We start from the raw sequence: 25622 nt of genomic DNA, 5'->3' as shown, positions 1-25622 counted from the left end.
GTGTGAAATGGCTAAATTACAAATCAAATTAGTTAGAAGTATAATAGGAACTACTCCTAACCAAAGAAAAAACGTGGAAGCGTTAGGATTAACAAAAAGAGAACAAGTAGTTGTTAAAGAAGATAATGCCCAAATGAGAGGTATGATCGCTAAAGTTAGTCACTTAGTTGAAGTAACTGAAATAGCTGAATAATTTATTTACGGAATAAGAAGGAGGTGCAATCCATGAAACTACATGAGTTAAAACCTGCTAAAGGAGCAGTAAAGGCTAAGAAAAGATTAGGTAGAGGTACTGCTACTGGTCAAGGTAAAACTGCAGGACGTGGACAAAAAGGACAAAAGTCTCGTTCAGGTGGTGGAGTTAGAGTAGGATTCGAAGGTGGACAAATGCCACTTGCTAGAAGATTACCTAAAAGAGGTTTCACAAATATATTTAAAAAGCAATATACAGAAGTTAACGTTGAACTTTTAAATAGATTCGAGAATGGTACTGAGGTAACTGCAGAATTATTAAAATCTACAGGTGCTGTAAGTAAAATAGAAAAAGACGGTATAAAAATATTAGGACAAGGAAATCTTGAAAAAGCTGTTACAGTTAAAGCTACTAAATTCACAGCATCAGCTCAAGAGAAAATAGAAAAAGCTGGAGGAAAAGCTGAATTAATATAATTTAAGCTTTCTAGCAATACTTGTGGGGTGATTACGTGCTATCAAAGATAAAACAATCTTGGAAAGTGAAAGATGTAAGAAAAAGAATTTTATATACCCTAATGATGATTCTAATATTTAGAATAGGTACTACTATACCAGTTCCTGGAGTCAATACCAGTATTATAAAGGATATGGTAGGCAACAATAGCCTACTTTCCCTATATAATATGTTTGTTGGGGGCGCTTTCAGCAACTTTACTCTATTCGCTTTAGGTATAGGACCGTTTATTACAGCTTCAATTATTATACAACTTCTTACAATCGGATTTGATAGTTTGAAAGAACTACAAAAGTCTGGTGAAGAAGGTAGAAAAAAAATGAATGCATATACTAGATATACAGCTTTAGTGTTAGGGTTTGTACAAGCAATAGGTATTACACTAGGGATTGTAAGATCGGCTTTAGCATCTGATAGCATATTTTTCGTTTTAACAGTTATAGTAACTTTAGTTGCCGGTAGTATGCTTGTAATGTGGATGGGTGACAGAATTACTGAAAAAGGTTTAGGTAATGGTAGTTCAATTATAATATTCGTTGGTATCATATCAAGAATACCAACAGATCTTATTGGAACTGTAAAAGATGTAAATCAAGGGACGTTAGCTTTATGGGCTGCAATATTAATTGTTGTTGTAATGCTAATAACTATAATGGCAGTAACATATATAAATGAAGCAGTTAGAAAAATTCCAGTGCAATATGCTAAGAGAGTTGTTGGAAGAAAACTATATGGAGGAGACAGTTCTCATATACCAATGAAAGTAAACCAGTCAGGTGTTATGCCAATAATATTTGCTAGTTCACTTTTGGCTTTTCCACAAACTATAGCAATGTTTATGGGAGAAAGTGCTCAAACATTTGTATCAACTTACCTAAGTACAAGTTCAGGCATAGGTTTTTGGATATATAGATCTTTAGAAGTTCTATTGATAGTATTTTTCTCATATTTCTACACTACTATATCATTCAATACTGAAGATATAGCAGAAAATATGAAAAACAATGGTGGATTCATTCCTGGGATAAGACCTGGAATGCCTACAATTGATTATTTAAATAAAATATTATCAAAGCTAACATTAGCAGGAGCTGTATTCTTGGCTATAATTGCGATGATACCAGCATTCACAGTACATTTCTTAAATGTTCAAATGAGCTTAGCTGGAACATCTATACTAATCGTTGTAGGGGTAGCTCTTGAACTTAAGAGACAATTAGAGTCACACCTTGTTATGAGAAGTTATCAAGGATTTTTAAAATAAATTGGAGATGATAGTATGAGACTTATATTATTAGGACCTCCTGGGGCTGGTAAAGGTACTCAAGCTGCAGGAATAGTTGAAAAATACCAAATACCTCATATATCAACAGGAGATATATTCAGAAAAAACATAAAAGAAGGAACAGATCTTGGAAAAAAAGCTAAAGCGTTTATGGACCAAGGGTTATTAGTTCCTGATGAATTAACTGTAGGATTAGTTACAGATAGATTATCTCAAGATGATTGTAAAAACGGGTTCATGTTAGATGGATTCCCAAGAAATGTAGCTCAAGCTGAACAGTTAGATGCTTTCTTAAAAGATGAAAGAATGGCATTAGACACAGTTATCAATATAGAAGTTGATAAAGAAAAATTAGTAGCGAGAGCAGTTGGTAGAAGAATCTGCAAATCTTGTGGCGCTACTTACCATATAGAATTTAATCCTTCAAAAGAAGAAGGAGTTTGTGATATATGTAAAGGTGAGCTTTATCAAAGAGCTGACGATAATGAAGAAACTGTATCAAAAAGAATACAAGTTTACTTAGATGAAACAAAACCATTAGCTGATTATTATTTTAAAGCAGGTATAATAGCTTATATAAATGGTCAACAATCTATAGATAAAGTATTTAATGATATAGTGTCTGCTTTAGAAAGTAGTAAATAATTAATGATTATTATAAAATCTAAATCAGAAATTGAACTTATGAGAGAAGCGGGGAAAATCGTCGCTGATACTCATGAAATTATTAGAGATGCTATTACTCCGGGAATATCTACTTTAGAGTTAGATAAAATAGCTGAAGAAAATATAAAAAAATATAATGCAGTACCGTCTTTTAAAGGCTATGGAGGATTTCCAGGGAGTATATGTGCTTCTATTAACAACAAGGTTGTACATGGAATTCCTGGTAATGAAATAGTAAAAGAGGGAGACATTATAAGTATAGATATAGGCGCCTATTATAAAGGATACCATGGTGACTCTGCGAAGACTCATGGAGTTGGCCTGATATCTGAAGAAAATAGGAAGCTCATAGAAGTTACGAAAGAAAGCTTTTATGAAGGACTTAAATTCGCGAAAGTTGGATATAGACTTTCGGATATCTCACACACAATACAAGCACACACAGAAAAAAATGGTTTTTCGGTAGTTAGGTCATTAGTTGGGCATGGGGTTGGTAAAAATCTTCATGAATCTCCTAATATTCCAAACTTTGGGAAACCGAACAAAGGTCCTATATTAAAACCAGGAATGGTATTGGCTATAGAACCTATGATTAATCAAGGAAGTCACCGTGTTTACTGTTTAACCGATGGTTGGACAATAGTAACGGGAGATGGAAAAAACTCTGCTCACTATGAGCACACGATAGCAATAACAGAGGACGAACCTCTTATATTAACTAGTTTATAAAACGGATAGTATAATGCTATCACAAAAATTGCATTTACTTCTAAGTATTTAAATGTAAAATGGAGGGCTGATTATATAATGGCCAAAAAAGATGTTATAGAATTTGAAGGTACAGTTATTGAAAACTTACCAAACGCTATGTTTAAAGTTAGACTAGAAAATGGACATGAGGTATTATGTCATTTATCTGGTAAGTTAAGAATGAACTTCATAAGAATTCTTGAAGGTGATAAGGTTAATGTTGAGCTTTCACCTTATGATCTTACAAGAGGAAGAATCACTTGGCGTAAGAAATAGGCTATGTACTAGTCTAAGGAGGGATAATAATGAAGGTAAGACCATCAGTAAAACCAATGTGCGAAAAATGTAAAATCATTAAAAGAAAAGGTAAAGTAATGGTTATATGTGAAAATCCTAAGCACAAACAAAAACAAGGATAAGAAAATATTACTAGCATAAAGTCGTTGAATGTGTTATAATGATTAAATGTGACATTGACTGGATGCGTTGGAAATACAGTACTTGGATGCTTTTTGATGAATATTCAAGTAAAACAATTAAAAGTAAAATAACTAAGTCGTAGGAGGTGCAAGTAATGGCAAGAATCGCTGGGGTAGATTTACCTAGAGAAAAAAGAGCGGAAATAGGCTTAACTTATATATATGGTATAGGTAGAGCAACTGCTAATGAAATATTAGCGAAAGCTGAGATAAATCCAGATGTAAGAATCAAAGATTTATCAGATGATGAAGTTAATACATTAAGAAGAATAATAGACACTGATTTCTTAGTTGAAGGTGACTTAAGAAGAGAAATCGCTTTAAATATAAAAAGATTAAGAGATATAAAATGCTACAGAGGTATAAGACATGCTAAAGGTTTACCACTAAGAGGGCAAAAAACTAAGACTAATGCTAGAACTAGAAAAGGTCCTAGAAAAACTGTATCTCGTAAGAAGAAAAAATAATAAATTAGGATAGGAGGGAAATCGAACAATGGCTAAACAAAAAAAGAAAGTTACTCGTGTAAGAAGAAGAGAACGTAAAAACATAGATCGTGGTCATGCACATATACAATCAACTTTTAACAACACTATAATTACTTTAACTGACGTTCATGGTAATGCTATATCATGGGCATCTTCAGGACAATTAGGATTTAAAGGATCAAGAAAATCAACTCCATTTGCTTCTCAAATGGCTGCAGAAACTGCTGCTAAAGCTGCAATGGAACACGGTTTAAAAAGTGTTGAAGTATTCGTAAAAGGACCAGGTTCAGGAAGAGAAGCTGCTATAAGAGCTTTACAAGCTACTGGACTAGAAGTAACAATGATAAAAGATGTTACTCCAATCCCACACAACGGATGTAGACCACCAAAAAGAAGAAGAGTATAATTAGGAGGTGTAATTATGGCAAGATATACTGGTGCATCATGCAGACAATGCCGTAGAGAAGGAATGAAATTATTCCTTAAAGGTGATAGATGTTATACAGATAAATGTGCTATAGTTAAAAGAAACTATGCTCCAGGACAACATGGACAAGGGAGAAAAAAAGTTTCTAACTATGGTTTACAATTAAGAGAAAAACAAAAAGTTAAAAGAATATACGGAGTTTTAGAGACTCAATTCAGAAACATGTACGAACGTGCTGAAAAAATGTCAGGTAAAACTGGTGAAAATTTATTAAGCTTATTAGAAAGAAGATTAGATAATGTTGTTTACAGAATGGGATTAGCTAACTCTAGAAAAGAAGCTAGACAATTATTAACTCATGCACACTTTACTTTAAACGGTAAAAAAGTTGATATACCTTCAATTACTGTTAAAGTTGGAGATGTTATAGCAGTTAAAGAAACTTCTAAATCATCTGCTAAATTCAAAGGTATAGTAGAAGCAAATACAAAAGTAGCTCCAAGATGGATAGATGCAAACATAGAAAATATGACTGCAACTGTAACTGCTCTTCCAAATAGAGAAGATATAGATCTTGAAATAGCTGAACACTTAATCATAGAGCTTTATTCTAAATAATAAGCATCTTCTAAAGTTTTTCTTTAGAGGTGTTTACCCTCAGTGGATTAATAAATTTGAAGGAGGGTTTTGTCCATGATAGAAATAGAAAAACCAAAAGTAGACATTGTAGAACTTGGTGAAGATTATAGATATGGAAAATTTGTCATTGAACCTTTAGAAAGAGGATACGGAACTACTATAGGGAATGGTCTAAGAAGAATATTATTATCTTCTTTACCTGGTGTAGCAGTGAATTCAATAAGAATAGATGGTGTTCTTCATGAATTCTCAACAGTGCCAGGAGTTAAAGAAGATGTTACTGAAATAATATTAACTTTAAAAGAACTTTCTGCAACTATAGATGGTGAAGGAAGCAGAACTCTTAAAATTCAGGCTCAAGGACCTTGTACTGTAACAGGAGCAGACATAATCTGCCCGCCAGATGTAGAAATATTAAATAAAGACTTATTAATCGCTACTTTAGATGATAATGCTAAATTTAATATGGAAATAAACATCGACAAAGGTAGAGGATATGTTCCAGCCGAGGAAAACAAAACTGAAAATATGCCTATAGGTGTTTTACCTGTAGACTCAATATACACTCCCGTACAAAAAGTTAGCTACCATGTAGAAAACACAAGAGTTGGTCAAAAATCAGATTATGATAAATTAACACTTGAAGTATGGACTAATGGAAGCATTAATCCTCAAGAGGGTATATCTCTTGCAGCTAAAGTATTAGTTGAGCATTTAAATCTATTCATTGACTTAACTGAGCATGTAAGCAACGTTGAAATAATGGTAGAAAAAGAAGAAGATCAAAAAGAAAAAGTTCTTGAAATGACTATTGAAGAACTTGATTTATCAGTAAGATCTTACAACTGTTTAAAGAGAGCGGGAATTAATACAGTTGAAGAATTAGCTAATAAATCAGAAGATGATATGATGAAGGTTAGAAACCTTGGTAAAAAATCACTTGAAGAAGTTATTCAAAAACTTGAAGAATTAGGATTAGGACTTAAACCTAGCGAAGAATAAGCGAGCAAAGGAGGGATTGGCGTGGCTAATTACCGTAAATTAGGACGTGTGACATCACACAGAAACCTTATGTTAAGAAACTTAGTAACTGACTTACTAAGATGTGGTAGAATAGAAACTACAGTAACAAGAGCAAAAGAAACTCGTAGAATGGCTGAAAAGATGATAACTCTTGCTAAAAGAGGAGATCTTCATGCTAGAAGACAAGTTTTAGCTTACGTTATGGATGAAACAGTAGTTAACAACTTATTCACTGATATAGCTCCAAAATATGCTGAGAGAAATGGTGGATATACTAGAATAATAAAAAAAGGGCCAAGAAGAGGCGATGCAGCTGAAATGGCATTTATTGAATTAGTTTAGTAAATAGTTAAAATATATGAAAAAAGATTAAGTTTGATGGGCTTAATCTTTTTTTTATGCAAATAATATTAATTAAAAAAGATTATATAATCAAAGGAATTATTTTTTAATTAGAACTGTGATATAATATTAAGATACAAATTTTAAATTACTACTTTAAAGAAGGAGTAGAATAAATGAATAATATTATAAACGTTAACAATATTTCATATGAATATATAACTGAAGAATCTAGTTTTAAAGCTATAGATAATTTAAGTTTGAATGTTAAGCAAGGTGAGTTCGTGGCAATCATTGGACATAATGGTTCGGGAAAATCAACTTTATCTAAAAACTTAAATGCTATTTTGATGCCAACAAAAGGTAATATCTTAATAGATGGAAATAATACAAAAGATGAAGAAAAACTATGGGACATAAGACAGACTGCAGGTATGGTATTTCAAAATCCAGATAACCAAATAGTTGCAACTATTGTAGAAGAAGATGTAGCTTTTGGTCCAGAAAACTTAGGTATAGAACCTTCGATAATTAGGGAAAGAGTAAGAGAAGCTCTTGAAAGTGTAGGTATTACGGAATTAAAGGATAGACAGCCACATTTATTATCTGGGGGACAAAAACAGAGAGTTGCCATAGCAGGTATAATTGCTATGAGACCTAAATGCATAATTTTTGATGAAGCTACAGCAATGCTTGATCCATCAGGTAGAAAAGAAGTTATGAATGTAATAAAAAAACTTAATAAACAAGAGAATATTACAGTATTGCATATAACTCATTACATGGAAGAGGCTGTAGATGCCGATAGAGTTATAGTTATGGATAAAGGGCGAAAAGTATTAGAAGGAACACCAAAAGAAGTGTTTAGAAACATAGAAAAACTTAAGAAAATAGGTTTAGATGTTCCTTATATGACAGAACTAGCCACTTCTTTAAAAGAAGAGGGAATAGATATTAACGATGATGTATTAACAGTAGATGAGATGGTGGTGGAATTATGTCAATTATTGTAAAAAACTTAACTTATATATATGATGAGGGTATGCCTTTTGCTAGTAAAGCAATAGATAATATATCCTTTGAAATAAAAGATAGAGATTTTGTAGGTTTAATTGGTCATACAGGGTCAGGAAAATCTACACTTATACAGCACTTAAATGGTCTTATTAAACCATCATCAGGAGAAATTTTCATAAATGATTTTAATATAACTGGTGAAAATCAAAATCTAACTGAAATTAGAAAAAGAGTAGGTATAGTATTTCAATATCCTGAGTATCAACTTTTTGAAGAAACAGTTGAAAAAGATATAGCTTTTGGACCTTCTAATTTGAATTTAAGCCAAGAAGAAATATCTATCAGGGTAAAAGAGTCTATGAGGGCTGTAGGACTTGATTATAATGAATATAAAGACAAATCACCTTTTGATTTATCTGGTGGGCAAAAACGTAGGGTGGCAATTGCTGGAGTTATAGCCATGAATCCAGAATTATTAATACTAGATGAACCTACTGCTGGACTAGATCCAGGAGGAAGAGATGAAATCTTTGCTTTAATAAAAAGGTTGCATGAAGAAAGTGATATGACTATAATACTATCTTCTCATAGTATGGATGATATGGCTAAGATAGCTAAGACTATAATAGTTATGAATCATGGTAAAATTGAATTTATGGGAACGCCTAGACAAATTTTTAATAATCATGCATCAAGACTTAAAGAAATAGGATTAGATGTGCCTCAAGTTTTAGAATTGGCTATAAAATTAAAGGATAAAGGTTTTGATATAAAAACTGATGTCTTAACAATAGAGGAAATAAAAGAAGAAATACTAAACTTTATGAAAGGAAGAAAGAAATGTTAAAAGATATAACAATAGGTCAATATTATCCTGCAAATTCTTGTATTCATAAGTTAGATTCAACAACAAAGCTTGTTGCAACAATAGTATTCATGGTATCTTTATTTGTAGTAAATAAATTCTGGCCATATTTATTAGTGACAGCAGCGTTAGTTGCAGTAATAAAAATGTCTCAAATACCTCTTAAATACATTATAAAAGGTATAAAACCACTTAGATGGATAATTCTATTTACATTTGTTATAAATATATTCTTTTTACCTGGTGAGGTAATTTGGAAGTTTGGTTTCTTAACTCTAACTAAAGAGGGAATAAGACAGGCTATTTTTATGTCTATAAGATTAGTATTTTTAGTTGTTGGAACATCACTACTTACTTTAACAACTTCTCCTATACAACTTACAGATGGTATAGAAAGAATGTTAAATCCCTTAAAGAAAATAGGAATGCCTGTCCATGAGCTAGCTATGATGATGACAATAGCTCTTAGATTTATACCTACATTATTAGATGAAACTGACAAAATTATGAAGGCACAAATGTCTAGAGGTGCTGACTTTGAAAGTAGCAATATAATAAATAGAGCTAAAAACTTAGTACCATTATTAGTACCATTATTTGTTAGCGCTTTTAGAAGAGCTGATGAATTAGCGATGGCAATGGAGGCTAGGTGTTATAGAGGTGGATATAATAGAACTAAGATGAAAGAAGCTAAAATTACAAAAGCTGATTATATAGCGTATGTTTTACAAGTTGTATTTTTGGCAATTATAATAGTAACTAAATTCATATAAATGAGGAAGTAAATGAGAAATTTAAAACTTACTATACAATATGATGGCACAAAATATTGTGGTTGGCAAAAACAGCCTAACTCTTCTGGTATACAGGGTACAATAGAATATGCCATATATGAAATAACAAGAGAAAAAGTAAATATAATAGGATCTGGAAGAACAGATGCAGGTGTTCATGCTTTAGGCCAAGTTGCTAACTTTAAGACAAACTCAAATATACCCGCAGCTAGAATTCCTGATGCCTTAAATGCAAAGTTGCCAAAGGATATATCTATAATTGACTGCCAAGAAGTATCTGATGATTTTCATTCTAGATACAGTGCAACAGGGAAAATATATAGATATTTAATATATAATAAGCCTTATAGAAGCCCATTATACAAGGATATATCATATCATGTTAGATATGACCTTGATATAGAAAAAATGCGCGTAGAAGCTCAATCACTACTTGGAACACATGAATTTAAAGGATTTATGAGTTCTGGATCATCAGTAAAAGATACAGTTAGAACTATTCACAATATTTCAATTGAGGAAAGTGGAGACTTAATTGCTCTAGAAGTGGAAGGAAATGGATTCTTATACAATATGGTTAGAATCATAGTAGGAACATTGGTGGATATAGGCAGAGGAAGAATAGATAAACCGCTGGAAGAAATAATTGCTTCGCAAGATAGGGGAGAAGCAGGTCATACCGCGCCTGCACACGGATTATTTCTTAAAAAAGTTCATTATTAAACTTGACACACCAGGGTCATTGTATTAAAATGAATAAGAGTGTGCTAGTAAGTCCACATTGCCCCGGACTTTATATATACGGTAGATAAAAAATTTAAAAAATTAAGGAGGGACAACCATGAAAAGTTATATAGCTAAACCAGCTGACGTACAAAGAAACTGGTACGTAGTTGATGCTGAAGGAAAAACATTAGGTCGTCTTGCTACAGAAATAGCAACTATATTAAGAGGAAAACATAAACCAACATTTACACCACACGTAGACGGTGGAGATTTTGTTGTTGTTGTAAACGCAGCGAAAGTAGTTTTAACAGGAAAGAAATTAGATCAAAAATTATATAGATACCACACTGGTTATGTAGGTGGATTAAAAGAAATAACTTACAGAGAAATGATGGAAAAGAAACCAGAAGAAGTAGTAGCACATGCTGTTAGCGGAATGTTACCAAAAAATAAATTAAGAAGCAGAATGATGACTAGATTAAGAGTATTTGCAGGTGCTGAACATACACATGCAGCTCAAAACCCAGTTGAATTAAACGTATAGGATTAATAGGTGAAAGGAGGAGTTATCATGGAAAAAGTTCAATTCTACGGAACAGGAAGAAGAAAAAGCTCTGTAGCTAGAGTTAGATTAGTTGCAGGTGAAGGAAATATAGTAGTTAATGGAAGAGATGTTAATGAATATTTTAACTACGAAACATTAATAAGAGATGTTAAACAACCATTAGTTTTAACTAATAATGAAAATAAATACGATGTAATAGTAAAGGTTGAAGGTGGAGGATTCACTGGACAAGCTGGAGCTATAAGACACGGTATATCAAGAGCTTTATTAAAAGCTGATGCTGAGTTAAGAGGAGACTTAAAGAAAGAAGGATTCTTAACAAGAGATGCAAGAATGAAAGAAAGAAAGAAATATGGTTTAAAAGCTGCAAGAAGAGCGCCTCAGTTCTCAAAAAGATAGTTTTTATTCAATATTGGAAATTTTTCAAATTGTATATACAAGATGTATTTCAACAAAGTTGTTGGAATACATCTTTTTTTATTATAAACTTTAACTAACAATTTCTCATAAAATAAACGAATATAAAATTTATTTAATTAGATACTTAATCAATACACAATATAAAATTACAATGTGGGATTGTAAAATTTAAGTTTATAAAAAATGGCTAACAACTAATAGTTGTTAGCCTAACTTAATATTGGGTTTTGGGATTATTTATTTGAGATTAATTACTCACTTATTTATGGTTTTCTGCTCTAACTTGGAAGTATGACTGTGGATGATTACAAACAGGACATAACTCAGGTGAAATGCTGCCTTTATGTTTGTGACCACAATTTTGGCAATGCCAGTAAACTTCACCGTCTTTTTTAAATATAGTTCCATTTTCCAGATTTTCAAGCAGTTTACGGTATCTTTCTTCGTGTTCTTTTTCAATGTCTCCAATAGATTCAAATAAATATGCTATTTTATCGAATCCTTCTTCTTTAGCTTCTTTCGCAAAAGTAGCGTACATATCAGTCCATTCGTAGTTTTCTCCGAAAGCAGCATCTTTTAAGTTTTCTGGAGTTGATGGAATTCCATCATGTAAAAGCTTGAACCAGATTTTAGTATGTTCTTTTTCATTATTTGCAGTTTCTTCGAAGATATCAGCTATTTGATTATATACTTTCTTCTTTGATTTAGTAAATTCAATCTATATAATTAATATTTGTTTTTGTTAATATTACATTTATACCATAAAATGGAAAGTTTAAACATTAAAATGTATTTTTTCTAAAAAATTCATTTATAAGTAAGATAAAAATATAATTGACAGATTAAGCATATTAAATTATGATTATCTTAATTGAATAAAATCTTCAGGGCAGGGTGAAATTCCCTACCGGTGGTTATAGCCCACGAGCCATTATGGCATGATTCGGTGTGATTCCGAAGCCGACAGTAAAGTCTGGATGAAAGAAGATGAAATAATTAATCTGATTTAATTTTTATTAATTGGAATTGTATGCTCTGGAATGAATTTATCATTTCAGAGTTTTTTGATTTAAAATAAAACTATACAATTAGATTAATTGATTTATATAAATTCTGCCTTGAACATATTGTTCAAGGCTTTTTTATTTTTAAGAATGCTATTGGAGGTGAAGTATGATTGATAAAAAATATATGCAAATGGCTTTAGAACTTGCTAAAAAAGGTTGTGGCTTTGTAAATCCCAATCCTATGGTTGGTGCTGTTATTGTAAAGGATAATGAAATAATAGGAGAGGGATATCACCAAGCCTATGGAATGTTTCATGGGGAACGAAATGCAATTAAAAATTGTAAAAAATCACCTAAAGGAGCAACTATATATGTGACATTAGAACCTTGTTGTCATTATGGAAAAACACCACCGTGTACACAGGCTATTATAGAAGCTGGTATAAGTAAAGTTGTTATAGGGTCATTAGATCCCAATCCATTGGTAAGAGGAAAAGGAATAAAGGAGCTTCATAATAATGGAGTTGAAGTTGTAGATGGATTTTTAAAAGAAGAATGTGATGCTCTAAATGAAGTTTTTTTTCATTATATAAATACAAAAATACCTTATGTTGTAATGAAGTACGCAATGACAATGGATGGTAAAATTGCAACTTATACTAATCAGTCTAAATGGATAACAGGAGAAGTTTCGAGAAAAAAAGTACATGAAGATAGACATAAATATAGTGGAATAATGGTGGGAGTAGGAACTGTATTATTAGATGATCCCATGCTTAACTGTAGATTAGATAATAGAAAAAATCCTACAAGAATAATATGTGACACTAATCTAAGGACGCCTATTGAGAGCAAATTAGTAAGTACAGCTCATGAGATACCAACAATAATAGCAACGAGTGAAAGTGATATAGATAAACAAAAAATATACAAAGATAAAGGATGTAGGGTTATAGTTGTACCTAAAAAAGATGATCATATTGATTTGAGAGAATTAATGATTATATTAGGAGAAGAACAAATAGATAGCATTCTTTTAGAAGGTGGGGGAGCTTTAAATTGGTCAGCATTAAAAAGTGGAATAGTTAATAAAGTTCATACTTATATTGCACCTAAAATATTTGGAGGCATAAATGCCAAATCTCCAGTATCAGGCATAGGAGTAGATAATCCTGAGAATTCATTTTATTTAAAAAATACAAAAGTAATAAAATTAGATGAAGATATATTGATAGAAAGTGAGGTGGTACATGAATGTTCACCGGAATAATAGAGGAAATAGGAATAATAAAAAATGTAAAAAAAAATAATAAATCTTCAATTATTACTATACAAGGTAAAAAAATATTTGAAGATATTAATATAGGGGATAGTATTTCTGTAAATGGTGTGTGCCTTACTGTAACTACATTTAGCAACGAAATTTTTACAGCAGATGTAATGAATGAAACTCTGAGTAGATCTTCATTGGATAGTTTGCAAAATGGAAGTTATGTAAATTTAGAAAGAGCAATGTCTGCAAGTGGTAGGTTTGGTGGTCACATTGTATCAGGGCATATCGATGGAACTGGAAAAATAATAAAAATTAAAAGAGATGATAATGCAATTTGGTACACAGTGACAGTGGAAAACAACTTAATAAAATATATAGTAGAAAAAGGATCTATTGCTATAGATGGAATAAGTTTAACTGTTGTAAATGTAAATGAAAATAGTTTTAGTGTATCGATTATTCCTCACACATCACAGGAAACTATACTTTCCCACAGGTTAGTTGGGGATATTGTGAATATCGAGAATGATATTATAGGGAAGTATGTGGAAAAGTTAATAACTTTTGAAAAAAACAAAAAAGATGAAAGTAATATAACAATGGATTTCTTAATAAATAATGGTTTTTAGGAGGAGCAAGAATGTTTGAGTTTAATAAAGTAGAAGAAGCTTTACAAGATCTTCGTGAAGGAAAAATAATAATTGTTACTGATGATGAAGATAGAGAAAATGAAGGCGATTTTATATGTGCGGCTGAATTTGCGACAACAGAAAATGTGAATTTTATGGCTACTCATGCCAAAGGCCTTATATGTATGCCTATGAGCAAAGAAATTTGTGATAAATTACAACTTACTCAAATGGTATCAAATAATACAGACAATCATAGTACTGCATTTACAGTTTCCATAGATTATGTGGATACAGTGACTGGAATATCTGCTCTAGAAAGAAGCATAACAGCTATGAAATGTGTGGATGAAAATTCTAAGCCAGAAGATTTTCGTAGACCGGGTCATATGTTTCCGCTTTTGGCTAAAGAAAATGGTGTGTTGGAGCGCAACGGCCATACAGAAGCTACTGTTGATTTAATGAAATTAGCAGGACTTAAAGAATGTGGGTTATGTTGCGAAATTATGAGAGATGATGGAACTATGATGCGTACAACAGAATTAATAGAGTTATCTAAAAAATGGGACATAAAATTTATAACCATAAAAGATTTACAAGATTATAGGAAAAAACATGACAATCTTGTAAAATGTGTAGCTAATACAAAAATGCCAACAGCTTATGGAGATTTTAGAGCATATGGATATATAAATAAATTAAATGGAGAACATCATGTAGCTTTAGTAAAGGGAGATATAAGTAACGGGAAAAATATATTGTGTCGTGTACACTCAGAGTGCTTAACGGGAGATGCTTTTGGTTCACAAAGATGTGATTGTGGAGAACAATTTGCTGTTGCTATGAGACAAATAGAGGAGGAAGGAAGAGGAATACTTCTTTATATGAGACAAGAAGGACGTGGTATAGGTCTTATAAATAAACTTCGTGCTTATGAATTACAAGATCAAGGCATGGATACTTTAGAAGCTAATTTGGCTCTTGGATTTGAAGGGGATATGAGAGAATACTTTATAGGAGCTCAAATATTAAGAGACCTAGGAGCGAAAACTTTAAGACTACTTACAAATAATCCTGAAAAAATATATGGCCTATCAGGATTTGGCATAGAAATTGTAGAAAGAGTACCAATACAAATGAATCCAACTACAAATGATGTATTTTATTTAAAAACAAAGCAAGAAAAAATGGGTCATATTTTAAATTATTAAAATATATTTTGATCATATCACCAAGGAGATGCCTTAGCTGTAGCTTAAGGAAAAATAAAATTTTAATTATAAAAGGAGATAAAAAGTATGAGAATATATGAAGGAAAGTTAGTATCAAAAGATGTAAAAATAGGTATAATAGCAGCTCGTTTTAATGAGTTTATAACATCTAAGTTATTAGGTGGAGCGGTAGATGCTCTAAAACGACATGATGTAGATGAAGAGAATATAGAAGTTGCATGGGTGCCAGGAGCATTTGAAATACCTTTAATAGCATCAAAAATGGCAAAAAGTAAAAAATATGATGCAATAATATGCTTAGGAGCAGTAATTCGCGGAAATACAACTCACTATGATTATGTATGTAGTGAAGTATCAAAAGGAATTGCTCATGTATCATTAAACAGCGATATACCAGTAATGTTTGGAGTTATAACTACAGAAAATATAGAGCAAGCAATAGAGCGTGCAGGAACTAAAGCAGGAAATAAAGGATTTGATTGTGCAGTAGGAGCCATAGAAATGATTAATTTAATAAGAGAAATAGAAGCGTAGAGGATATTGACTGATTAGAAACTCATAGCATTTTGCTGTGAGTTTTTTTGTAAGAATTCCTTAAGAAATAGAGTGACTATAATGTAAGAAATTTATTCTATTATATTAGTATAGTAAAAAATATAGGAGGTGAAGATTAATATGCTTAATCAATACATATGGAAAAGTGCATTGATAGAAAATAAAAACCTAATTGTAGGAGCAATAATATATTTAACAATTTTAGTAATCCTGTATTTAACTAATAAAAGAAGAAAATTTAAAGTAAAACAAATTATTCAGGAGGTATTGTTAAGCATATACACAATAGCCTTATTAAAGGTGTAAGGTATGCGGGAATTGATAACCTTTTAATAAACTCATTATTTACACTTGTTGATTTTATAATTTATACATATGAATATAAATACATATTAAAAAAACCGAAAGTTATAAAAGAATGTAATTCTAGTGTATAATACAAGTGATAATGAATTGTATAAAGGAGATGATGCAAATGTACAATATATTAGTAGTTGATGATGATAAAGAAATAGTTGAATCAATAGATATATTTTTACGAAATGAAGGTTACAACGTATATAAAGCATATAACGGAGTAGAAGCTTTAGATGTATTAGTAAACAAAGATGTGCATCTAATACTTATGGATATAATGATGCCAAAACTAGATGGAATAAAAGCAACAATAAAAATAAGAGAAGAAAAAAATATACCAATAATTTTAGTTTCAGCAAAGAGTGAAGATACAGACAAAATAATGGGACTTAATATAGGAGCAGATGACTATATAACAAAGCCGTTTAATTTGTTAGAACTTATAGCTAGAGTGAAATCCAACTTAAGAAGATATGTGGCATTAGGAACTTATAATAATGAAAACATAAATAATAAAGAAGTATTAAGTAGTGGTGGTTTAGAGTTAAATACATCTACAAAAGAAGTAAAAGTAGATGGACAAATAGTAAAGGTAACTCCTATAGAGTTTAAAATATTAAACTTACTTCTTGCTAATAAAGGAAGGGTGTTTTCTATAGATGAAATATATGAAAAAGTATGGAATGAAGAAAGTTTTAATGTGGAAAATACGGTAGCAGTTCATATTAGAAGAATAAGAGAAAAAATTGAGATAAATCCAAAAGAACCAAGATATTTAAAAGTAGTATGGGGAGTGGGATACAAAATTGAAAAACTATAATAGGAAAGTATTTAGAGAAAGAAGCTTAATGTTTAATTTTATATTTGTATTACTAATGTTTGCCATAACTCAGATAATAGGAATTATAATATGTTTCAATTATGGTGGCATGAATATATTTATAGATACAGTAGTTATATTTATTTTAAATTACATGTTATATAAAGCATTAAGATTTTAAAGAAAAAGGAGATTATATGAAAGGTAATAAAGGATTTAAGTTTATTAACTTAGTAATTATATTTATATGTATATCAGCATTTTTAGCAATGATACCTACAACAATTAATTTATTTGTTAAAGGTGCAGGAGTATTCACAAGCTATATGCATAAAGGACAATTTGCTATAGAAGATGAGTTTTATAAGAGTAGGGCTTTTGATAATAACTTAATGAGCTATTTAACATCCATTGCAAGTGGAAGCGTAGAAAAAGAAGATAAAAATTCATCTGATGAAGATGCAAATGATACAAAAGAACGAAGGATATATTCAAGGGAAGAATTGAAACAAATCTCAAACCTTAATTATTTTATTATAAATAAAGATACAGATGAGATTTATACAAATACAGATAGTAAGACATCGAAAGAATTTAAAAATAAATACAAAGGAGAATGTGATGTAATAATATCATCAAAAGGTCATAATGTTGGCTATTCTAAAACATTCAACAATAATGAATATAAAGACTCAAATGTAAATGATGAATTAGGACCTGTTATGCAATTAAAAAATGGTGAAATATATATGTCCATCCCTGAAAACTTTGAACGTGATTCTGGTGTATATGACAGAATATATGAAACAAAAAGTAATTTCAATAGAGAGGTAGTATTTGTTCAAATAATATCAGCAACTTTAGCTTTTTCACTTGTATTAGGAATAATATGCACATTTTTATATAAAAGAAGCAAAGCTGAACTATTTGATAAAGATAGTTTTTGGTTGAAACTTAGTAAATTTATACCTTTAGAATTATATATAGTAGGGTTAATATGTGCAGTAGTATTTGTAATACAAAGTATTGATTATTATTATGACTTGGTTAGTAGCTTTACATTTAGTTTTTTAGGTATAGGTTTTATTTGTACTGTGCTTTATATATTTAACAAGCAAGTAAATAGCTATGATAACAAGTTAGATTTCTTCAAGACAACTTTTGTTTATAGAGTATTTAACTTTTCTAAAAAAATATTAGTAAAGACATCAAAACTTACAAGAAGTATGCCTCTATCAAAAAGAATAGTAGGATTAACTATAGTATGCATAATAGCTAATTTATTTTTAATGATAATTGCAATGGACAGCTATAATTTTTTTGTCGTAATTATATCATCCATTTTAACAATAGGTGGACTATCTTATTATATATTGAAAAAGTTGTGGTACCTGTCATATATAATGGATGGTACTCAGAGAATAAAAAATGGAGATATTCATCATAAGCTAAAATTAATAGGTGAAGATAATTTTACAACTTTAGCAGATAATATAAATAATATAAGAGATGGTCTAGACAAAGCGATAGATAACCAACTAAAAAGTGAAAGAATGAAATCCGAGCTTATTACAAATGTATCCCATGATTTGAAAACTCCGCTAACTTCAATAATAAACTATGTAGAATTAATAAAAAAAGAAGAAAGTATTAGTCCAGAGTATTTAAAAGACTACGTAAATGTATTAGATTCAAAATCAAAAAGATTAAAGATATTAATAGAAGATTTATTTGAAGCTAGTAAAGCTAGTAGTGGAAATATAGAATTAAATATGGAAAAAATAGATCTTACTCAATTATTAAGACAATCTATTGGAGAGATGGAAGAAAAATTATCAGAAGCTAACTTAGACTTAAAGATAAATATACCAGAAGCTAAAACTTATGTAAAAGCAGATGGACGAAGATTATATAGAGTTCTTGAAAACTTATTAATTAATATATCTAAGTATTCTTTACCAAACACAAGAGTATATATAGATATAATTGAAGAAGATGACAAGGTTAAATTGACAATGAAAAATATATCTTCTTATGAATTGAATTTTGACCCGGAAGAAATAATGGAAAGATTTAAAAGGGCTGATGATTCTAGAAATACAGAAGGTAGTGGACTAGGTCTTGCTATAGCCAGGGATCTAGTTAACTTACAAGGAGGAACTTTCTCTATAGATATAGATGGAGATTTGTTTAAGTCTATAGTTGAGTTCGATATAATGAGATAATTTTAGTTTAAATATATAGGGAACATACTTTCATAGTATGTCCCTTTTTAATTGAAATAAAGTAATAAATCAAGATAAACCTCAATATAAATATATGGGGTGATAATGTGAGCAAATTAAGTAAAAAAATAATATTTGGAATAATATCATTGGCATTGATAATAGTATCAATAATAGAAATAAAAACTGCTTCAGAAGATGTAATTAAACTAATGCCAATAACCAGTAAAACAATAATTGTAGATGCAGGGCATGGGGGAATAGACCCAGGGTCTATGACTAATGATGAATCCATTAAAGAAAAAGATGTTAATTTGAAAATAACAAAGAAAGTAAAAGAATTATTAGAAGCTAGTGGTGCAGCAGTAATATTGACAAGAAATGATGACACAAGCTTATATACTGAAGAAGCAGGAAAAACTATTAGACAAAAATATAATGAAAATTTGAGAAATAGGAAAAAAATAATTAATGAATCTTCAGCAGATATGTTTGTATCTATACATCTTAATAAATTTCCTCAATCATCTAAATATTATGGTGCACAAACTTTTTACCCATCAGGAAAAGAAGATGATAAAAAACTAGCAACTTATATTCAAAGTGAACTAAAAAGGGTAGTAGATAAGACAAATAATAGACAAATAAAGCCTAGTAATGATATTTACTTAATAAAAGATAACCAGATACCTTCTACATTAATAGAATGTGGGTTTCTTTCTAATGACAAAGAGGCGAAGTTATTAAATGATGAAGAATATCAAGACCAGATAGCATGGGCTATTTATGTTGGCATACAAAAATATTTTAGTGAAAATAATTAAAATTAAACTACATACTCATATAAAAAGTTATAAAATCTGTTTGATTTTATAACTTTTTATATTTAATATTATATAAAAATATAAAAAGTGAAATTGTTAAAAAATTGGCGTATTACTATGTTAAGAGTATATAATATGTTTATAAAATTAAAATGTATAAAAAAACTTTTGTAAAAAGTGTTGACGTATTTTATTTAAAATGGTAAAGTAATACTTGTCCTTGAGACAGGGACAAAACGTCAACGAAAAACTTCTTATAAAAAGTAGTTGACAAATAAAAACAGCTTTGGTAAGATAAAGAAGCTGAAACAAGCAAAGAACTTTGAAAATTAAACAGTAGGTTAACAATAAATTAATTCTTTAAGAATTAAACTGAAACAACAAACAAACCAAGCCAGATATTCAGATAATGATTAGTCTGAGCAATGGACAACTTTTTTATGAGAGTTTGATCCTGGCTCAGGATGAACGCTGGCGGCGTGCCTAACACATGCAAGTCGAGCGATTTACTTCGGTAAAGAGCGGCGGACGGGTGAGTAACGCGTGGGTAACCTGCCTCATACACATGGATAACATACCGAAAGGTATGCTAATACAGGATAATATAAGAGATTCACATGGATTTTTTATCAAAGCTCCGGCGGTATGAGATGGACCCGCGTCTGATTAGCTAGTTGGTAAGGTAATGGCTTACCAAGGCGACGATCAGTAGCCGACCTGAGAGGGTGATCGGCCACATTGGAACTGAGACACGGTCCAAACTCCTACGGGAGGCAGCAGTGGGGAATATTGCACAATGGGCGAAAGCCTGATGCAGCAACGCCGCGTGAGTGATGAAGGCCTTCGGGTCGTAAAACTCTGTCCTCAAGGAAGATAATGACGGTACTTGAGGAGGAAGCCCCGGCTAACTACGTGCCAGCAGCCGCGGTAATACGTAGGGGCTAGCGTTATCCGGATTTACTGGGCGTAAAGGGTGCGTAGGTGGTTTTTTAAGTCAGGAGTGAAAGGCTACGGCTCAACCGTAGTAAGCTCTTGAAACTGGAAAACTTGAGTGCAGGAGAGGAAAGTGGAATTCCTAGTGTAGCGGTGAAATGCGTAGATATTAGGAGGAACACCAGTAGCGAAGGCGGCTTTCTGGACTGTAACTGACACTGAGGCACGAAAGCGTGGGGAGCAAACAGGATTAGATACCCTGGTAGTCCACGCCGTAAACGATGAGTACTAGGTGTCGGGGGTTACCCCCCTCGGTGCCGCAGCTAACGCATTAAGTACTCCGCCTGGGGAGTACGCTCGCAAGAGTGAAACTCAAAGGAATTGACGGGGACCCGCACAAGTAGCGGAGCATGTGGTTTAATTCGAAGCAACGCGAAGAACCTTACCTAAGCTTGACATCCTTTTGACCGATGCCTAATCGCATTTTTCCTTCGGGGACAGAAGTGACAGGTGGTGCATGGTTGTCGTCAGCTCGTGTCGTGAGATGTTGGGTTAAGTCCCGCAACGAGCGCAACCCTTGCCTTTAGTTGCCAGCATTAAGTTGGGCACTCTAGAGGGACTGCCAGGGATAACCTGGAGGAAGGTGGGGATGACGTCAAATCATCATGCCCCTTATGCTTAGGGCTACACACGTGCTACAATGGGTGGTACAGAGGGCAGCCAAGTCGTGAGGCCGAGCTAATCCCTTAAAGCCATTCTCAGTTCGGATTGTAGGCTGAAACTCGCCTACATGAAGCTGGAGTTACTAGTAATCGCAGATCAGAATGCTGCGGTGAATGCGTTCCCGGGTCTTGTACACACCGCCCGTCACACCACGGAAGTTGGGGGCGCCCGAAGCCACTTAGCTAACCCTTTTGGGAAGCGAGTGTCGAAGGTGAAATCAATAACTGGGGTGAAGTCGTAACAAGGTAGCCGTATCGGAAGGTGCGGCTGGATCACCTCCTTTCTAGGGAGAATTAACCTACTGTTTAATTTTGAGGGTTCTTTGAACACTCAATTAGTACTTACTTGTTAAGTACTTAGTACTTTGAAAACTGCATAACATTTAGTGATATGACATTATATAAAGAAGAAGATAAACTTCTTAAAAAATATATCATATAAAGAAGATAACTTTTAAAAATATCAACTTTAATAACTGGTCAAGTTATTAAGGGTGTAGGGCGAATGCCTTGGCACTAGGAGCCGATGAAGGACGCGATAAGCTGCGATAAGCTTGGGGGAGTTGCACGTAAACTGTGATCCCAAGATTTCCGAATGAGGAAACTCACTTAGAGTAATGTCTAAGTATCGTATAGTGAATACATAGCTATATGAGGGGAACCCGGGGAACTGAAACATCTAAGTACCCGGAGGAAGAGAAAGAAATTCGATTCCGTAAGTAGCGGCGAGCGAACGCGGAACAGGCCAAACCAGTGAAGTTTTCTTCACTGGGGTTGCGGACATATCATAACGAAGAGGCTATTGTAGACGAAGAGAGTTGGAAAGCTCCGCTATAAAGTGTAAAAGCCACGTAGTCAAAACAAGAAGACTTCAGATATGATCCAGAGTACCACGGGACACGTGAAACCCTGTGGGAAGCAGGAGGGACCATCCTCCAAGCCTAAATACTACCTAGTGACCGATAGCGTATAGTACCGTGAGGGAAAGGTGAAAAGAACCCCGGGAGGGGAGTGAAATAGAACCTGAAACCCTACACTTACAAGCTGTAGGAGCACATTATTTGTGTGACTGCGTACTTTTTGTAGAACGGGCCAACGAGTTACGTTACCTAGCAAGGTTAAGCACTTAAGGTGTGGAGCCGCAGCGAAAGCGAGTCTTAACTGGGCGTATAGTTAGTTGACGTAGACCCGAAACCGGGCGACCTATCCATGGGCAGGTTGAAGCGAAAGTAAAATTTCGTGGAGGACCGAACCCACGAGCGTTGAAAAGCTCGGGGATGACCTGTGGATAGCGGTGAAATTCCAATCGAGCCCGGAGATAGCTGGTTCTCTCCGAAATAGCTTTAGGGCTAGCCTCAAGATTTAGAGAAACGGGGGTAGAGCACTGAATGTCCTAGGGGGTATTGCACTTACCGAAGACTATCAAACTCCGAATACCGTATTCTTATGCTTGGGAGTCAGACTGTGGGTGATAAGATTCATAGTCAAAAGGGCAACAGCCCAGATCGTCAGCTAAGGTCCCTAAATGTACGTTAAGTGGTAAAGGATGTGGGATTGCACAGACAACCAGGATGTTGGCTTAGAAGCAGCCACTCATTTAAAGAGTGCGTAATAGCTCACTGGTCGAGTGATCCTGCGCCGAAAATTTCCGGGGCTAAAACGTACTACCGAAGCTACGGCATCATTTATGATGGGTAGGAGAGCTTTCTATACGGATTGAAGCATTACCGTAAGGAGATGTGGACTGTATAGAAGTGAGAATGTTGGCATGAGTAGCGAGATGTGGGTGAGAATCCCACAGGCCGTAAACCCAAGGTTTCCAGGGGAAGGTTCGTCCGCCCTGGGTTAGTCAGGACCTAAGCCGAGGCCGAAAGGCGTAGGTGATGGACAACAGGTTGATATTCCTGTACCACCAATAACCGTTTGAGAAATGGGATGACACAGTAGGATAAGCTAACCGCACTGTTGGTTATGTGCGGGCAAGTATTGAGGCAGTTCAGGTAGGCAAATCCGCCTGAATAATGCTGGGGTACGATGCGGAGCGAAATTTAGTAGCGAAGTAGCTGATTTCACACTGTCGAGAAAAGTCTCTATCGAGGTTAAAGGTGCCTGTACCGCAAACCGACACAGGTGGGTGAGGAGAGTATCCTAAGGCCAGCCAGAGAACTGTTGTTAAGGAACTCGGCAAAATGACCCCGTAACTTAGGGAGAAGGGGTGCCATGGAAACATGGCCGCAGAGAATAGGCCCAAGCGACTGTTTACCAAAAACATAGGTTTCTGCTAAGTCGCAAGACGATGTATAGGAGCTGACGCCTGCCCGGTGCTGGAAGGTTAAGGGGATCTGTTAGGGTAACCGAAGCAGTGAACTTAAGCCCCAGTAAACGGCGGCCGTAACTATAACGGTCCTAAGGTAGCGAAATTCCTTGTCGGGTAAGTTCCGACCCGCACGAAAGGCGTAACGATTTGGGCACTGTCTCAACAACAGACTGGGTGAAATTGTAATACCGGTGAAGATGCCGGTTACCTGCGACAGGACGGAAAGACCCCATGGAGCTTTACTGTAGCTTGACATTGAGTCTCGGTGCTACATGTACAGGATAGGTGGGAGGCTATGAAGCATGGACGTCAGTCTGTGTGGAGCCATCCTTGGGATACCACCCTTGTAGTACTGGGATTCTAACCAGCTGCCTTGAATCAGGTAGTGGGACACTGTCAGGTGGACAGTTTGACTGGGGCGGTCGCCTCCTAAAGAGTAACGGAGGCGCTCAAAGGTTCTCTCAGTACGGTCGGAAATCGTACGTAGAGTGTAAAGGCAGAAGAGAGCTTGATTGCAAGACATACAGGTCGAGCAAGGACGAAAGTCGGACTTAGTGATCCGGTGGTACCGCATGGAAGGGCCATCGCTCAACGGATAAAAGCTACCCTGGGGATAACAGGCTGATCTCCCCCAAGAGTCCACATCGACGGGGAGGTTTGGCACCTCGATGTCGGCTCATCACATCCTGGGGCTGTAGTAGGTCCCAAGGGTTGGGCTGTTCGCCCATTAAAGTGGTACGCGAGCTGGGTTCAGAACGTCGTGAGACAGTTCGGTCCCTATCCGTCGCAGGCGTAGGAAATTTGAGGAGACCTGTCCTTAGTACGAGAGGACCGGGATGGACGTACCGCTGGTGTACCAGTTGTTCTGCCAAGGGCATAGCTGGGTAGCTAAGTACGGAAAGGATAAGCGCTGAAAGCATCTAAGCGCGAAGCCTACTTCGAGATAAGATTTCCCACCGCAAGGTTAAGACCCCATGAAGACTACATGGTTGATAGGTCAGAGGTGGAAGTGTGGTAACATATGTAGCTTACTGATACTAATAGGTCGAGGACTTGACCAAAATAAACCGAAAGGTTTATATCGCCAACTAAATCTTTGATTATATAATTATAAGGAAGATTTAAGTTGCTAAAAAATATAATGGAAACATTAAATGTTAGCAGTTTTGAAAGTACTAACAAAAGTTAATACTTAAAACACTTTGAGCAACGGATTTTTCTGAAGCGAAAGCAAAGAAATATCGTTGGCGATATGAGTGTAATGAATTTTATGTGGTTATTATAGCAAAGAGGATACACCTGTTCCCATTCCGAACACAGAAGTTAAGCTCTTGAGCGGCGATGGTACTTGGGGGGCGACCCCCTGGGAGAGTAGCACGTAGCCACGTAATTTTTTTGTTGTTAAAAATATTTTAGGCACACCTTTGTGGTGTGTCTTTTTATATAATTTAAGATTTCTTATCCTATTAAAAAATACAAATTCAGTTATCAAATATTGGGTAATCATACAGCTTGCAATCCAATTCCATTCTA

At 33.9% G+C, this 25622-nt stretch carries 28 protein-coding genes, 3 rRNA genes and 1 riboswitch; of the genes, 30 read left to right on the top strand and 1 reads right to left on the bottom strand.

Features of this window, described 5'->3' with window-relative positions; genetic code table 11:
- Positions 1-7 precede the first annotated feature (7 nt).
- The 18 genes from rpmD to rpsI all read left to right on the top strand — a co-directional run bounded on the left by rpmD (position 8) and on the right by rpsI (position 11174).
- The gene (gene rpmD / locus JW646_RS08705) at positions 8-193 is read left to right on the top strand and encodes a 50S ribosomal protein L30 (protein WP_074920375.1); all 186 of its coding nucleotides are present in this window, start codon (positions 8-10) and stop codon (positions 191-193) included.
- A gap of 32 nt (positions 194-225) precedes the next feature.
- A complete protein-coding gene (gene rplO / locus JW646_RS08700; protein WP_074920376.1) occupies positions 226-669 on the top strand; it encodes a 50S ribosomal protein L15 in 444 nt (147 codons plus the stop codon).
- A 35-nt stretch (positions 670-704) separates the two neighbouring features.
- Positions 705-1973 (top strand): preprotein translocase subunit SecY, encoded by a 1269-nt coding sequence (secY, locus tag JW646_RS08695; protein WP_228417294.1) that lies wholly within the window; start codon positions 705-707, stop codon positions 1971-1973.
- A 15-nt stretch (positions 1974-1988) separates the two neighbouring features.
- The gene (locus tag JW646_RS08690) at positions 1989-2639 is read left to right on the top strand and encodes an adenylate kinase (RefSeq protein WP_228417293.1); all 651 of its coding nucleotides are present in this window, start codon (positions 1989-1991) and stop codon (positions 2637-2639) included.
- Positions 2640-2642: 3 nt separating this feature from the next.
- Positions 2643-3389 carry a type I methionyl aminopeptidase gene (map, locus tag JW646_RS08685; RefSeq protein ID WP_228417292.1) on the top strand — a complete coding sequence of 249 codons (747 nt, stop codon included), beginning with the start codon at positions 2643-2645 and terminating at the stop codon, positions 3387-3389.
- A 78-nt stretch (positions 3390-3467) separates the two neighbouring features.
- Positions 3468-3686: a translation initiation factor IF-1 gene (gene infA / locus JW646_RS08680; protein ID WP_039680327.1), complete on the top strand. Its 219-nt coding sequence runs from the start codon at positions 3468-3470 to the stop codon at positions 3684-3686.
- Positions 3687-3715: 29 nt separating this feature from the next.
- Positions 3716-3829, top strand: a complete 114-nt coding sequence (gene rpmJ, locus JW646_RS08675; protein ID WP_018590391.1) for a 50S ribosomal protein L36 — start codon at positions 3716-3718, stop codon at positions 3827-3829.
- Between the two features lie 155 nt (positions 3830-3984).
- On the top strand, positions 3985-4356 hold the full coding sequence (rpsM, locus tag JW646_RS08670) for a 30S ribosomal protein S13 (protein WP_039680326.1): 372 nt from the start codon (positions 3985-3987) through the stop codon (positions 4354-4356).
- A gap of 28 nt (positions 4357-4384) precedes the next feature.
- On the top strand, positions 4385-4783 hold the full coding sequence (rpsK, locus tag JW646_RS08665; RefSeq protein ID WP_018590393.1) for a 30S ribosomal protein S11: 399 nt from the start codon (positions 4385-4387) through the stop codon (positions 4781-4783).
- A 15-nt stretch (positions 4784-4798) separates the two neighbouring features.
- Positions 4799-5422: a 30S ribosomal protein S4 gene (gene rpsD / locus JW646_RS08660; RefSeq protein ID WP_074920380.1), complete on the top strand. Its 624-nt coding sequence runs from the start codon at positions 4799-4801 to the stop codon at positions 5420-5422.
- Positions 5423-5497: 75 nt separating this feature from the next.
- Positions 5498-6445, top strand: coding sequence for a DNA-directed RNA polymerase subunit alpha (locus JW646_RS08655; protein ID WP_074920381.1), 948 nt, complete (start codon positions 5498-5500; stop codon positions 6443-6445).
- Between the two features lie 21 nt (positions 6446-6466).
- The gene (gene rplQ / locus JW646_RS08650; RefSeq protein ID WP_018590396.1) at positions 6467-6808 is read left to right on the top strand and encodes a 50S ribosomal protein L17; all 342 of its coding nucleotides are present in this window, start codon (positions 6467-6469) and stop codon (positions 6806-6808) included.
- Positions 6809-6984: 176 nt separating this feature from the next.
- Positions 6985-7821, top strand: coding sequence for an energy-coupling factor transporter ATPase (locus JW646_RS08645; protein ID WP_228417291.1), 837 nt, complete (start codon positions 6985-6987; stop codon positions 7819-7821).
- Positions 7806-8672, top strand: a complete 867-nt coding sequence (locus JW646_RS08640) for an energy-coupling factor transporter ATPase (RefSeq protein WP_074920383.1) — start codon at positions 7806-7808, stop codon at positions 8670-8672. Before JW646_RS08645 ends, JW646_RS08640 begins: the two co-directional genes overlap by 16 nt.
- On the top strand, positions 8666-9463 hold the full coding sequence (locus tag JW646_RS08635; RefSeq protein WP_074920384.1) for an energy-coupling factor transporter transmembrane component T family protein: 798 nt from the start codon (positions 8666-8668) through the stop codon (positions 9461-9463). The genes JW646_RS08640 and JW646_RS08635 overlap by 7 nt, the downstream gene beginning before the upstream one ends.
- A 12-nt stretch (positions 9464-9475) precedes the next feature.
- Positions 9476-10207, top strand: a complete 732-nt coding sequence (truA, locus tag JW646_RS08630) for a tRNA pseudouridine(38-40) synthase TruA (RefSeq protein WP_228417290.1) — start codon at positions 9476-9478, stop codon at positions 10205-10207.
- Positions 10208-10325: 118 nt separating this feature from the next.
- The gene (gene rplM / locus JW646_RS08625; protein WP_018590401.1) at positions 10326-10754 is read left to right on the top strand and encodes a 50S ribosomal protein L13; all 429 of its coding nucleotides are present in this window, start codon (positions 10326-10328) and stop codon (positions 10752-10754) included.
- Positions 10755-10781: 27 nt separating this feature from the next.
- Entirely contained in the window at positions 10782-11174 is a 393-nt protein-coding gene (gene rpsI / locus JW646_RS08620; RefSeq protein ID WP_026255080.1) for a 30S ribosomal protein S9, read from the top strand.
- Between the two features lie 280 nt (positions 11175-11454).
- Here the strand turns inward: rpsI and JW646_RS08615 are convergent, their stop codons facing one another.
- On the bottom strand, positions 11455-11913 hold the full coding sequence (locus JW646_RS08615) for a rubrerythrin family protein (RefSeq protein ID WP_331478085.1): 459 nt from the start codon (positions 11911-11913) through the stop codon (positions 11455-11457).
- A gap of 158 nt (positions 11914-12071) precedes the next feature.
- Positions 12072-12188, top strand: a riboswitch (FMN riboswitch).
- Positions 12189-12368: 180 nt separating this feature from the next.
- On the opposite strand from JW646_RS08615, the gene ribD reads away from it, so the two are divergent.
- The 12 genes from ribD to rrf all read left to right on the top strand — a co-directional run bounded on the left by ribD (position 12369) and on the right by rrf (position 25477).
- Complete coding sequence (gene ribD / locus JW646_RS08610; RefSeq protein ID WP_228417289.1) at positions 12369-13472, top strand: bifunctional diaminohydroxyphosphoribosylaminopyrimidine deaminase/5-amino-6-(5-phosphoribosylamino)uracil reductase RibD; 1104 nt, start codon at positions 12369-12371, stop codon at positions 13470-13472.
- Positions 13457-14104 carry a riboflavin synthase gene (ribE, locus tag JW646_RS08605; RefSeq protein ID WP_148558550.1) on the top strand — a complete coding sequence of 216 codons (648 nt, stop codon included), beginning with the start codon at positions 13457-13459 and terminating at the stop codon, positions 14102-14104. Before ribD ends, ribE begins: the two co-directional genes overlap by 16 nt.
- Positions 14105-14115: 11 nt before the next feature.
- The gene (locus JW646_RS08600; protein WP_228417288.1) at positions 14116-15315 is read left to right on the top strand and encodes a bifunctional 3,4-dihydroxy-2-butanone-4-phosphate synthase/GTP cyclohydrolase II; all 1200 of its coding nucleotides are present in this window, start codon (positions 14116-14118) and stop codon (positions 15313-15315) included.
- Positions 15316-15402: 87 nt separating this feature from the next.
- Positions 15403-15870, top strand: coding sequence for a 6,7-dimethyl-8-ribityllumazine synthase (ribH, locus tag JW646_RS08595; RefSeq protein WP_074920389.1), 468 nt, complete (start codon positions 15403-15405; stop codon positions 15868-15870).
- A 141-nt stretch (positions 15871-16011) separates the two neighbouring features.
- Entirely contained in the window at positions 16012-16197 is a 186-nt protein-coding gene (locus JW646_RS08590) for a hypothetical protein (RefSeq protein WP_228417287.1), read from the top strand.
- Positions 16198-16366: 169 nt separating this feature from the next.
- Positions 16367-17068, top strand: a complete 702-nt coding sequence (locus JW646_RS08585; protein WP_148558553.1) for a response regulator transcription factor — start codon at positions 16367-16369, stop codon at positions 17066-17068.
- Entirely contained in the window at positions 17055-17249 is a 195-nt protein-coding gene (locus JW646_RS08580) for a hypothetical protein (protein WP_074920392.1), read from the top strand. Before JW646_RS08585 ends, JW646_RS08580 begins: the two co-directional genes overlap by 14 nt.
- Positions 17250-17265: 16 nt before the next feature.
- Positions 17266-19293: a sensor histidine kinase gene (locus JW646_RS08575; protein ID WP_228417286.1), complete on the top strand. Its 2028-nt coding sequence runs from the start codon at positions 17266-17268 to the stop codon at positions 19291-19293.
- 107 nt (positions 19294-19400) lie between these two features.
- Entirely contained in the window at positions 19401-20117 is a 717-nt protein-coding gene (gene cwlD, locus JW646_RS08570; protein WP_206925877.1) for an N-acetylmuramoyl-L-alanine amidase CwlD, read from the top strand.
- Positions 20118-20553: 436 nt separating this feature from the next.
- Positions 20554-22056, top strand: a 16S ribosomal RNA gene (locus JW646_RS08565).
- Between the two features lie 194 nt (positions 22057-22250).
- A 23S ribosomal RNA gene (locus JW646_RS08560) occupies positions 22251-25150 on the top strand.
- A gap of 210 nt (positions 25151-25360) precedes the next feature.
- A 5S ribosomal RNA gene (rrf, locus tag JW646_RS08555) occupies positions 25361-25477 on the top strand.
- The 16S, 23S and 5S rRNA genes sit together here, the layout of an rRNA operon.
- Positions 25478-25622: the final 145 nt, after the last annotated feature.

Source organism: Terrisporobacter hibernicus (genome assembly GCF_020809405.1).
Lineage (GTDB): Bacteria > Bacillota > Clostridia > Peptostreptococcales > Peptostreptococcaceae > Terrisporobacter > Terrisporobacter petrolearius.
Note: the sequence above shows the minus strand (reverse complement) of the source record. Positions and strands in the feature narration are given on the sequence as shown.

Bases quoted from the DNA above. Each gene is read 5' to 3' on its own strand.
- rpmJ (WP_018590391.1), top strand. From the start codon at position 3,716: ATGAAGGTAAGACCATCAGTAAAACCAATGTGCGAAAAATGTAAAATC.
- ribH (WP_074920389.1), top strand. From the start codon at position 15,403: ATGAGAATATATGAAGGAAAGTTAGTATCAAAAGATGTAAAAATAGGT.
- JW646_RS08590 (WP_228417287.1), top strand. From the start codon at position 16,012: ATGCTTAATCAATACATATGGAAAAGTGCATTGATAGAAAATAAAAAC.
- JW646_RS08655 (WP_074920381.1), top strand. From the start codon at position 5,498: ATGATAGAAATAGAAAAACCAAAAGTAGACATTGTAGAACTTGGTGAA.
- JW646_RS08585 (WP_148558553.1), top strand. From the start codon at position 16,367: ATGTACAATATATTAGTAGTTGATGATGATAAAGAAATAGTTGAATCA.
- map (WP_228417292.1), top strand. From the start codon at position 2,643: ATGATTATTATAAAATCTAAATCAGAAATTGAACTTATGAGAGAAGCG.
- rplO (WP_074920376.1), top strand. From the start codon at position 226: ATGAAACTACATGAGTTAAAACCTGCTAAAGGAGCAGTAAAGGCTAAG.
- JW646_RS08640 (WP_074920383.1), top strand. From the start codon at position 7,806: ATGTCAATTATTGTAAAAAACTTAACTTATATATATGATGAGGGTATG.
- JW646_RS08575 (WP_228417286.1), top strand. From the start codon at position 17,266: ATGAAAGGTAATAAAGGATTTAAGTTTATTAACTTAGTAATTATATTT.
- rpsM (WP_039680326.1), top strand. From the start codon at position 3,985: ATGGCAAGAATCGCTGGGGTAGATTTACCTAGAGAAAAAAGAGCGGAA.
- JW646_RS08600 (WP_228417288.1), top strand. From the start codon at position 14,116: ATGTTTGAGTTTAATAAAGTAGAAGAAGCTTTACAAGATCTTCGTGAA.
- ribE (WP_148558550.1), top strand. From the start codon at position 13,457: ATGTTCACCGGAATAATAGAGGAAATAGGAATAATAAAAAATGTAAAA.
- rpsD (WP_074920380.1), top strand. From the start codon at position 4,799: ATGGCAAGATATACTGGTGCATCATGCAGACAATGCCGTAGAGAAGGA.
- rpsK (WP_018590393.1), top strand. From the start codon at position 4,385: ATGGCTAAACAAAAAAAGAAAGTTACTCGTGTAAGAAGAAGAGAACGT.
- rpsI (WP_026255080.1), top strand. From the start codon at position 10,782: ATGGAAAAAGTTCAATTCTACGGAACAGGAAGAAGAAAAAGCTCTGTA.
- rplM (WP_018590401.1), top strand. From the start codon at position 10,326: ATGAAAAGTTATATAGCTAAACCAGCTGACGTACAAAGAAACTGGTAC.
- rpmD (WP_074920375.1), top strand. From the start codon at position 8: ATGGCTAAATTACAAATCAAATTAGTTAGAAGTATAATAGGAACTACT.
- ribD (WP_228417289.1), top strand. From the start codon at position 12,369: ATGATTGATAAAAAATATATGCAAATGGCTTTAGAACTTGCTAAAAAA.
- truA (WP_228417290.1), top strand. From the start codon at position 9,476: ATGAGAAATTTAAAACTTACTATACAATATGATGGCACAAAATATTGT.
- JW646_RS08645 (WP_228417291.1), top strand. From the start codon at position 6,985: ATGAATAATATTATAAACGTTAACAATATTTCATATGAATATATAACT.
- JW646_RS08690 (WP_228417293.1), top strand. From the start codon at position 1,989: ATGAGACTTATATTATTAGGACCTCCTGGGGCTGGTAAAGGTACTCAA.
- infA (WP_039680327.1), top strand. From the start codon at position 3,468: ATGGCCAAAAAAGATGTTATAGAATTTGAAGGTACAGTTATTGAAAAC.
- JW646_RS08635 (WP_074920384.1), top strand. From the start codon at position 8,666: ATGTTAAAAGATATAACAATAGGTCAATATTATCCTGCAAATTCTTGT.